The 9,849-nt window shown below is 26.2% G+C and carries 9 protein-coding genes and 2 riboswitches; of the genes, 8 read left to right on the top strand and 1 reads right to left on the bottom strand.

Annotated elements, in window-relative coordinates; all coding sequences use genetic code 11:
• The first annotated feature begins 8 nt into the window (after positions 1–8).
• Positions 9–1,010 carry a J domain-containing protein gene (locus tag HMPREF0216_RS16370; RefSeq protein WP_005214148.1) on the top strand — a complete coding sequence of 334 codons (1,002 nt, stop codon included), beginning with the start codon at positions 9–11 and terminating at the stop codon, positions 1,008–1,010.
• Positions 1,011–1,202: 192 nt separating this feature from the next.
• Here HMPREF0216_RS16370 and HMPREF0216_RS10860 read toward each other — a convergent pair whose 3' ends face one another.
• Positions 1,203–2,591, bottom strand: coding sequence for an MATE family efflux transporter (locus HMPREF0216_RS10860; protein WP_005214147.1), 1,389 nt, complete (start codon positions 2,589–2,591; stop codon positions 1,203–1,205).
• Positions 2,592–2,725: 134 nt separating this feature from the next.
• Here HMPREF0216_RS10860 and HMPREF0216_RS10855 point away from each other — a divergent pair, with 134 nt between their 5' ends.
• From HMPREF0216_RS10855 to HMPREF0216_RS10830, 7 genes are all read left to right on the top strand, one after another.
• Entirely contained in the window at positions 2,726–3,577 is an 852-nt protein-coding gene (locus HMPREF0216_RS10855; RefSeq protein WP_005214145.1) for an NAD(P)-dependent oxidoreductase, read from the top strand.
• Between the two features lie 121 nt (positions 3,578–3,698).
• On the top strand, positions 3,699–4,070 hold the full coding sequence (locus HMPREF0216_RS10850) for a hypothetical protein (RefSeq protein WP_005214143.1): 372 nt from the start codon (positions 3,699–3,701) through the stop codon (positions 4,068–4,070).
• Positions 4,071–4,322: 252 nt separating this feature from the next.
• Positions 4,323–4,487 carry a hypothetical protein gene (locus HMPREF0216_RS17350; RefSeq protein WP_005214142.1) on the top strand — a complete coding sequence of 55 codons (165 nt, stop codon included), beginning with the start codon at positions 4,323–4,325 and terminating at the stop codon, positions 4,485–4,487.
• Positions 4,488–4,554: 67 nt separating this feature from the next.
• Positions 4,555–4,640: riboswitch (glycine riboswitch) on the top strand.
• Between the two features lie 3 nt (positions 4,641–4,643).
• A riboswitch (glycine riboswitch) is annotated at positions 4,644–4,720 on the top strand.
• Positions 4,721–4,773: 53 nt separating this feature from the next.
• Entirely contained in the window at positions 4,774–5,373 is a 600-nt protein-coding gene (locus HMPREF0216_RS10845) for a trimeric intracellular cation channel family protein (protein ID WP_005214140.1), read from the top strand.
• Between the two features lie 252 nt (positions 5,374–5,625).
• Positions 5,626–8,022 carry a type 1 glutamine amidotransferase family protein gene (locus tag HMPREF0216_RS10840; protein ID WP_040419705.1) on the top strand — a complete coding sequence of 799 codons (2,397 nt, stop codon included), beginning with the start codon at positions 5,626–5,628 and terminating at the stop codon, positions 8,020–8,022.
• The gene (locus HMPREF0216_RS10835) at positions 8,022–8,951 is read left to right on the top strand and encodes an ABC transporter ATP-binding protein (protein WP_005214138.1); all 930 of its coding nucleotides are present in this window, start codon (positions 8,022–8,024) and stop codon (positions 8,949–8,951) included. The genes HMPREF0216_RS10840 and HMPREF0216_RS10835 overlap by 1 nt, the downstream gene beginning before the upstream one ends.
• A gap of 12 nt (positions 8,952–8,963) precedes the next feature.
• A complete protein-coding gene (locus HMPREF0216_RS10830; protein WP_005214137.1) occupies positions 8,964–9,848 on the top strand; it encodes an ABC transporter permease in 885 nt (294 codons plus the stop codon).
• Position 9,849 lies beyond the last annotated feature (1 nt).

Below are 9,849 nucleotides of genomic sequence, written 5' to 3'. Positions count from 1 at the left end.
AAGATAATATGGATTGTTTTAATATTTTAGGAATAAAGGAAGGTGCGTCGAAAGAGGAAATAAGACAAGCCTATGAAAAGCAAGTTAATAAATTTAATAATGAAGTACGTGATAAGAAAAAATTAGATAAGTTTTTAAGTTTATTTAAAGCAGCTTATGATGAATTAATGAAAGAGTTTGAAGAGAAAGAATTAGAAGAGAAAATAATTAAGAATATAGAAGAAGAGTATACAAACAATAAAGGTTTGAATGAAAATGAAGAAATTAAAGAAGCTGAAAAAAAGGTTGAAGAAAATTATGATTTAGATTGTACTGTTAAAATGAGTGCAGAAGAAATTCAAGAAATAATAAGGAAATCTAAAGAAAATACATTAACAGAAAGACATATAGCAATATCTAAAGAGGAGTTTTTATCTTTAGATGACAGTGAAGACGAAGAAATTGTAGAAATTAGAAAAAGAAATAATAAAAATAAACCAATAAAGAGTAAGGCTAAGAAAAAGAATAATACAAATAATACCAAAGAGAAGAAAGAAAACAAAAATTATACAGAGAAAAATAGTAATGATAGTGATGAAAATAATTATATAAATAGAATGAAAAATAATGAGTTTTCAGAAAATAAAAATGTAGATGAAAAACAAAGCAAAGTCAAAGGACAAAAGGTTGTTGTCAAAAAAAGTAGTGATAATAACAAAATTTTAAATTTAATAAAGGTTCCATTTAAGATATTAGTAATACCGGTAATATTAATCTTATCAATAATTATATTTTTATTTAAGATAATTAATTTAACATGTTTTTTAGTATCTAAGGTAATAATAGTTGGAGCAATAGGAATAGCAGCAATACATGGATATCAAATTTATATTGGTCACCCTATGCAATGGGAAATATTCGCTCTTTGTGCATTAGCAACAATAGTAGCATTTTTCTTACCTACTATAGTTAGAGTAGTTCCTAATATGTTAGGAAAAATAAATACTAGCTTAAAGAATTTTGCATTTTAAATAAAGTGAAAGTATGGTTTTAAACTTTAAGTAGTTAAATTAAAATCATAAATGGCAAATTAATTAATAAATTCAGGAAAAAGAATTTTTAATAATTAATTTGCCATTTTACTTTTATATTTAGATAACGGTATATATTGGTTTTTAGTATGGGTTATAATATATTATTATAATTCAAGCTTTAATTTATAATTAACTAAAGCACTCTTTTTCGGCTGTTTTTATATTTTTAGGTGTATTTTGCCATAGGCCTTGTTTATATCTAGTAAAGCCATAAATACAAATAATAAGATTACTAAAGCTCATAGAAAACCAAATTCCAATAGAACCTACGTTAGTAAAATATTTAAACAGTAAAATCATTGGTATTCTAACAAACCACAATCTTCCGATTTCCATTCCCATAGAATATTTTGTATATCCAGATCCTTGAAAGATTCCTTGAAAAACGCTAAACATTCCCATAAGAGGCATTGAAAAAAGTATATAAGTTAAATAAGTAAGTCCTTCTTCAATTACCTTTAAATCATCTTTTGATTGCATAAAAAAGTTTATAATAGCATCATTATTTATGTACATTATTATGGAGCCAATAACAGTAATTATAATTACTATTATAGAAGCTTTATTAAATGCATCTTTTATTCGTTTAATATTTCCATTACCTAAATTTTGCCCAGTTATAGTAACAAGGGCAGAACCAAATCCCATTGCTGGTTGTGAAATTAATGATGTGATTTTATTTACCATACCAAATGCTGCCATAGTACTGGTGCCATAGGAAGCTATAAAGCTATTTAAAACTATAAAACCTAGAGCAGAACCGGATTGACCAATTGATGATGGTACAGCTATAGAAAGTATTTCTTTTATAAGCACAAAATCCAATTTAAAATTTTTAAATGATGGCTTTAATGGTGATGTACTTTTCTTTAAAATAAAAAATGCCATTACACATAAGATAAATTTAGATAAAAGAGTTGCATAAGCAGCACCTGCAATACCCATTTTTAAAGGAAATATAAAAATAGGATCTAAAACTATATTTATAATAGCGCTAATTCCACTAAGTAATGTTGGAAGGGTAGTATTACCTTGAGCAATCATTATTGAGTTAAAAACAAAGTAAAAAAATAAAAATGGCAAAGACAAAAAAGTAATTCTAAGATATATATTACTGAAATGAGCTAAGTCACCACTTGCACCCATTGCTCTAACAAATAATGGTGTTAAAATAAAACCTATTATAGTAAATATTACAGAAGTTAATAGAGAAATTGCAAATAATTGAGCAGAATATTTTTTACCTTCTTTTGCTTTATTAGCACCAATTAATCTAGATAAAAGAGCAGTTCCAGCAATAGAAATTCCTGAACCTATTGAAATAAATAGAAAATCAACAGGCCATACAAAAGATGTAGCTGCAAATTCAACAGAACCAATCATACTAACCCAAAATCCATCTGCCATATTATAAAGACATTGAATTATATTATTAGCCATAATTGGAATAGCAAGTGTAACTAATACTTTATAAATGTTTCCCTTTAAAATAAGATTTTTTCTTCTTTGTAAATCCATAAAATAAGCCCCCTTTAGTATACAATATTTCTATTATATAACATTAATGAAATAAAGTGTATAAAATGAGTGGCGGATAGTGGAAAAAATATCATAAGTATATTATAATTAGAAAAAAATATGGAGGTATAGATATGAATATAGCTTGGATTGGAACTGGGGTTATGGGAAGTTCTATGGCAATAAATTTAAAGAAGAGTGGACATAATGTATCTGTATATAGTAGAACACTTTCAAAGTGTGAACCTTTAAGGGAATACGGTATTGAAGTTAAAGACAGTATTAAAGAATGTGTTAAGGATGCAGATGCAGTATTTACTATTGTTGGCTATCCAAAGGATGTAGAAGAGGTTTATTTAGGGAAAGAAGGAATATTTGAATATGCAAGAGAAGGTGCATATTTAGTAGATATGACAACATCATCACCACTTTTAGCAAAGAAATTATATGAAAAGGGAAATAAATTTCATATTTTAGATGCGCCAGTTTCAGGCGGAGATATTGGAGCAAAGAATGCTACTTTATCTATTATGGTGGGTGGAAACAAAGAGGATTTTGAATATATGTATAATGTATTTGAATGCATGGGAAAAAATATAATTTATCTTGGAGAAGCAGGTAGTGGACAAAACTGTAAAGCTTCTAATCAAGTAGCCATAGCAGGAACTATAGCTGCAGTAGCAGAATCTATAATTTATGCTAAAAAGTCAGGACTTGATCCTAAAACAGTTTTAGATGCTATATCAAAAGGTGCAGCTGGTAGCTGGCAACTACAAAATAATGGTTATAAAATGATAGAAAAAGATTATGAACCAGGATTTTTTAATAAGCATTTTATAAAAGATATGAAAATAGCTAAAGAGGTAATGGATGAAAAAGGTGAAAGCCTTCCTGTACTTAATAAAGTATTAGAAATGTATGAAGAATTAGCTAAGAAAAATTTTGAAGATAAAGGTACTCAAAGTATTATAGAGGAATATCTATAAAGAAGTAAACTAACTTAAATATAGGCTATTAAAAGCAAGTAAATATTAAGATAAATTTAATCACTTTGTAACATAATTGACAAATTTATGTTCTATAATGTATACATAGAGGTGATTAATTATGGGGAAAAATTTAAAATTTGTAAATGAAAAGCATGAGAAAAATTATATAAGTTTAATTAATAAATTTGTTAGTAAAATAAATAAGGATATTGATGTAGTATTAAAATTAATTAGTATTGATGAAGTTTATAATATTGCAAAGGAATATATAAAAGGAACAACTATAGAGTTTAAAGAATTATTAAATGATTCAAGAATGACAAACACAGCATTATTTATAGGAGAGCTAGCATATAGCTTTTTAATTAAGAAGTTTGCAGTAAAATCCATATCAAGTACAAGAAATTTAGATACGGATACAAGAAATTTTATTATTAACTTATTAGATTCATATGCAACCCTCGATAAGCAGAAAATTAGTTGTGCATAAATCATAAGTTTTGAAATGTAAATAATTTAATAATGCTGTTTAAGTAATGTTAGTAATGGCAAATGAAAGATTAAATTTTCTTAGAAAATATAAATCTTCATTTGCCATATTTATTTGAAATAAAATTATTGCTTTATAGGTTTTTATTATTGATTTCAGCAGATAATAAAGTTTAAAAGTAGTTGAATACATTAGTCAAATTAATTTACAAACTGATAAAGTATTTTAATTAAAGATAAGGAGAGATAAAAAATGAAAAAGTGTATGTATTGCAAAAAAGAGTTAAATAAGGATTATGTAGATAATAAAATAGGAGTATTTTGCTCAGAAGAACATTATGATAAATATTTAAGTGAGCTTAGTGTTGAAGAATATATAGAGTTACAAACTTCTATATGTGTATGTAGTGATGAATAGTTAAGTAAATTTTATATAAAAATATTGAATTGATAAAAAGATTTTATTATAATTTAAAGGTATTTCGTTGATAAATTTGGGAGATACTGTTTTAATTCAGAGCCGAAGGGGAAAGTGCGGCAAACTCTCAGGCAAAAGGACCAAATTTTGAGAAAACTCTGGAAAGCTCATATAAGACACCGACGAAGCAATCTTAAATGTAGTAAGAGAATCTTTCAGGTAAAAAGACAGAGGCGCAATTATTTTAATAATTAGTCTTAATCTATATTTTTAAGGGGGATTTTAGTTGGACTACATTGCTATTTTAGAGTATATTGGTGTTTTTGCTTTTGCAGTATCAGGAGCTATTGTTGCTATAGAAGAAGAGTTCGATATTTTTGGAATATATATAATAGCTATAATTACAGCAATGGGTGGAGGAGTATTAAGAGATATAGTTACTAATGTTGGTATACCGGTATTTTTTACTAGCTATAAAACTATACCATTTATTATAGCAGGAGCATTACTTGCTATAATATTAAAAGGAAAAGTTAAGTATAAAAATTTATTTATGTTTATTGATGCATTAGGATTAGCTGCATTTTTTGTATCAGCAGCAAGTAAGGCAATAGAAAGTAATTATAATTTTATGGTTTTTTCATTTGTAGCTGGAATAACTGGAGTTGGTGGTGGAGTACTTAGAGATATTATAACTAATAGAAAACCACAAATATTTAAAAATGATATTTATTGTGTTGCAGGAGTTATAGGTGTAACTATATTATGGTTTATTTATCCAGTGGTAGGATTGGAAACAGCTCAATTCATATCTTTAATAATTATAATAGCTATTAGGGTAATAAGCTATCATAAGGAAATTAACCTACCGGTTATAAGTGCATAAATTTAAAAAAAGACTAATATTAAAATAGGATAAAAGCAATTATATAAATAATAAAATAAATTTATTTGTTAAAGTTGGACAAAAAGTGATTATGTAACTTAATTAAATGTTATATAATCACTTTTTGTTTTTTTTTATTGTAAGAAAATTTTAAGAAAATCTTAAAGGAAAAAATAAGAAGATAAAGGAAAAATGGGGTAAAATATAATATGAAGTATATAAATAACAAATAGTGTGAAATGGGGGAGCTTAATGAAAAAAGGAAAAAGTAAAAAAATATTTAGCTATATATTACTAATTTTTATTTTTAACTTAATAATGCCTAATATACAGGTTAGTGCAAATGAAAAGAATAGTAATTATAAAGTAACTATAGATTATGGAATTGATGGTAAATATAGAGCTCAAAAGTATATGCCTATAGGTATTAATGTAGAGAATTTATCAGAAGATTTTAATGGAGAAATTGAGGTAAGAGTAGCTAGTGATTCACAAGGTGGATATGATGCATATGCTAAAGAAGTAAATGCTAAAGCAGGCGAAAATATAAATGTATCAATTCCAGTAAAGTTTATTGAAAATTCAACTAAAGGAACTATATGTTTAATTAATAATAATAAAGTAGTTTATGAAAAAGAATTATTACTTTTTTCAGGGCGAATTAATGATGCAAATGTTTTTACAGGGCTATTAACTGATGATGCAACAGCATTAGGTTATTTAGGAGAAATATCCTTTAATACCTCTTATTCAACAGCTGGAAAAATTAATACTGTTAATTTAAATTCAGATATTATAGGAAATAATTATTTAAATATTGATGGTTTAGATTTAATAATAGTAAATAATTATAATATGGCAAATTTAAAAAAAGAACAATATGATGCTTTAAATACTTGGGTAAATAATGGAGGAACATTATTAATATCAGCAGGAGCTAATGAGAGTAAGACTATAAATAATATAGACAAAAGCTTTTTAAATATTTCTTCAAATGGAACTAATGAGAAGAATGTAAAGTTAATAAATGAAAGTTTAAATTTAATATTATCATCATTGAATATAGATGATGCAAATGTAGTATATGGAGAAAATGGTCAAGAGTTAGTATATTCTAAGAAAAAGGGAAGTGGTGAAATTTTAATAACTACTTTTGATATAGGCACAGAACCTTTTATATCTTCTAAAGATGCAAGTAGCCTAATGCAAAATATATTAACTCCAATATTTGATAAAGTTTATGAGAATATAACTCAAAATAATTATTGGAATTACAGTTATGGAATTAATTCTATATTAAATTATATACCAGTAGAAAATATATTAAGCACAACTACTGTTGTAATAATACTAGCTATATATGCAATTACAGTAGGAATAGTGCTTTATCTAGTTTTAAAAATGGTAAAAAGAAGAGATTTAACTTGGGTTATACTACCAGTATTAGCAATTGCTTTTACAATATTTATTTACTTAATTGGTGGGAAAATGAGAGTAAATGATGTAATTTTAAACTCTTTAAATATTATTTCTGTAAATGAAGATGGAAAAGGTGAAGTAAATGGTTATTTAGGAATTGGTAGTAAGTATAAAGATAATCTTGTAATAGAAAAAGATGAAAATTTAGAAATGAAATATATAAATAGTGATAATTACTATTATGGAGAAGCTGGAAATGAATCAATAACAAAATTAAGAGTGAAGACAACTTATAGTAATAATAATTCTTACTTTACTTTTTCAGATACTGATGCTTCAGATATAAAAACATTTAAAGTAAAGGGAGAAGAAGTTTTTATACCTAAATTTGAAGGAGATTTTAACTTAAAAGATGGCACTTTAAATGGTAGTATAAAAAACAATTTAGACACAGACGTTAATAGATTATTAGTAGTAACAGGTAATAATATTTGGGATTTAGGCCAAGTAAAAAGTGGTGAAGAAATAAAAATAGAAAATTTAAAATCTTCAAGTACTAGTGGTTTAGAAAGTTATTCATCAATTATGACTGATGAATACTATCAATCAAGATGGGATAAAAGCAAGGATGAAAATGATCCTAAGTATAAATATGTTTTAAGATATTCTAATTTATTAAATGTATTAAGTAGTAATGAATATTTTAATAGTATTTCAAAAATTATTGCAATAACAGATATGCCTGTAGAATATGGATTAAATTTAGGAAAAAAATCAGTATCTAAATTTAATACAACAGCAATAATTCAAGATATAGGTATAAACTTTAAAGATGATGAAGGGAATATTAATTTCCCAGAAGGATATTTTAATCCAGAATTAAATTCTTTAGATAATAATGCTTATGTTGATAGTTATAATGGATTTGTTTATGGACAAGGAGAAGTAATCTTTGATTATAAAATTGATGAAAATATAGATATTAAAGAGGTTACTTTTAAAGTTGGAACTGATAGATGGGGATATGAATATGGAAGAAATGGTGAGTATTACATCTATAATTACAAAAGTAATGAATATGAAAAATTCTTATTATCATCAGGAAGCTATAAAGTAGATGAAATTTCAAATTATACTTTAAATAATGTAATTAAAGTAAAGCTTGAAGTTAATAGAGATAAGGAAGATAGTATGGCTCCTAAAATAGTTGTAAAAGGGGTGGAGAAATAATGCTAGTTATAAAAAATCTTGAAAAATCTTATGGCAATTTTAAAGCTTTAAATGGATTGAATTTAGAAATAAAAAAGGGTGAAATATTTGGATTTATAGGACCTAATGGGGCAGGAAAAAGTACTACTATGAAAATTATTTCAGGACTTTTATCACCAGACAGTGGAGAGGTTTATGTTGATGGAATTGATGCTATAAAAAACAATAGAGCATTAAAAGATAAAATTGGATATATGCCAGACTTTTTTGGAGTTTATGATAATTTAAAGGCAATTGAATATCTTGAGTTTTATGCATCTATTTATGGAATTATAGGAGAAGATGCAAGAAAACTTTCTATGGATTTATTAGAGCTTGTTAATTTAAAGGATAAGGCTGATGCATATGTTGATGGATTATCTAGAGGTATGAAGCAAAGATTATGTTTAGCAAGATGTTTAGTTCATAATCCAGAACTTTTAATCTTAGATGAACCAGCATCAGGGATGGATCCAAGGGCTAGATATGAAATGAAGGGGATTTTAAGAAATTTAAAGGATATGGGAAAAACAATTATAGTTTCATCTCATATATTACCTGAACTTGGAGAAGTATGTACAAATATAGGAATAGTTAAAGGTGGAACTATAGTATGTCAAGGAACTGTAGATGAAATTATGACAAGGGCAGCAGGAGCATCCCCTATAGTATTTACTGTTATGGATAAAGAAGAAGAGGCTATTAAAATATTAAAAGAATTACCTAATATTTCTGATATTAAAGTTGATGGTAATAAGATAACTGCAAGTGTAAGTGGAGATGATATTGAAGTATGTAATGTTTTAAAAGCATTAGTATTAAAAGATATACCAGTTTTAAATTACAGTAGATCAGTTGGAAATTTAGAAGATGTATTTATTCAAATAACAGCAGATAGTGATGAAGAGTAGGGGGGAGAAATAGTGAGATTAAATCCAGTTTTAAGAAATGAAAGCAAGCTTGCAGTAAGAAGTATAAAATTTACATTAATGATATTTGCATATATAGCAATATTATCAGTTGCAGCAGTAATTTACTATAACTCATTGAATTCAGAGGTTTTTGTTAACGGATTAAACCTACAATCATCAGTTATGTTTTATGTAGTAATGGCTATTGGTCAAGCTGTACTATTAATGTTTATAGTACCATCATTAACATCAACAGCAATATGTTCAGAACGTGAAAAACAAACTTTAGATATATTACTATCATCAAAATTAACGCCACTTCAAATTATAGTTGGAAAAGTTTTTGCTTCATCATTAAGAGTCATAGTACTTATAATATGTACAATGCCTTTATATGCAATATGTTCATTAATAGGAGGCGTGAAATTAAGCAATATTATAGAACTTATAATATTCTTTATAGTAAATACAATATTTGTAGGCTCTATAGGGGTTTTTGTATCAACATATGTAAAAACATCAAAGGTAGCAACCGCATTAAGTTATGGATTAGTATTATTTATTTATGTAGGAATAATAGTTATTGCCTGGGCAATATTTATTATTTCAATGATGAAATTAAGTTCTAGTGGAACAATGATAAGCGATATGCCTAAGGTTTCACCAATAGTTTATTTAAGTCCAGTAGCTGGCTTTGCAAGCTTGCTTATAAATCAAGTGGGATTAGGGGCAGAATTTAATTATATGTTAATTGAACTTGGAATGAATCAAAATACTGAATATATTTCTATAGTAGTACAATTAGTTCTTTCAGCAATATTTATATATTTAGCAGCTATTAAGCTTAATCCACTTAATAAGAATTTTAGAAAAAAATCTAAAAAAGTAAAGGAGTAGT

The organism is Clostridium celatum DSM 1785 (assembly GCF_000320405.1).
In the GTDB taxonomy this organism is placed as follows: domain Bacteria; phylum Bacillota; class Clostridia; order Clostridiales; family Clostridiaceae; genus Clostridium; species Clostridium celatum.
Note: the sequence above shows the minus strand (reverse complement) of the source record. Positions and strands in the feature narration are given on the sequence as shown.

Excerpts from the sequence above, each read along its gene's own strand:
- HMPREF0216_RS10855 (WP_005214145.1), top strand. The coding sequence starts at position 2,726 with ATGAATATAGCTTGGATTGGAACTGGGGTTATGGGAAGTTCTATGGCA.
- HMPREF0216_RS16370 (WP_005214148.1), top strand. The coding sequence starts at position 9 with ATGGATTGTTTTAATATTTTAGGAATAAAGGAAGGTGCGTCGAAAGAG.
- HMPREF0216_RS10860 (WP_005214147.1), bottom strand. The coding sequence starts at position 2,591 with ATGGATTTACAAAGAAGAAAAAATCTTATTTTAAAGGGAAACATTTAT.
- HMPREF0216_RS10850 (WP_005214143.1), top strand. The coding sequence starts at position 3,699 with ATGGGGAAAAATTTAAAATTTGTAAATGAAAAGCATGAGAAAAATTAT.
- HMPREF0216_RS10835 (WP_005214138.1), top strand. The coding sequence starts at position 8,022 with ATGCTAGTTATAAAAAATCTTGAAAAATCTTATGGCAATTTTAAAGCT.
- HMPREF0216_RS10840 (WP_040419705.1), top strand. The coding sequence starts at position 5,626 with ATGAAAAAAGGAAAAAGTAAAAAAATATTTAGCTATATATTACTAATT.
- HMPREF0216_RS17350 (WP_005214142.1), top strand. The coding sequence starts at position 4,323 with ATGAAAAAGTGTATGTATTGCAAAAAAGAGTTAAATAAGGATTATGTA.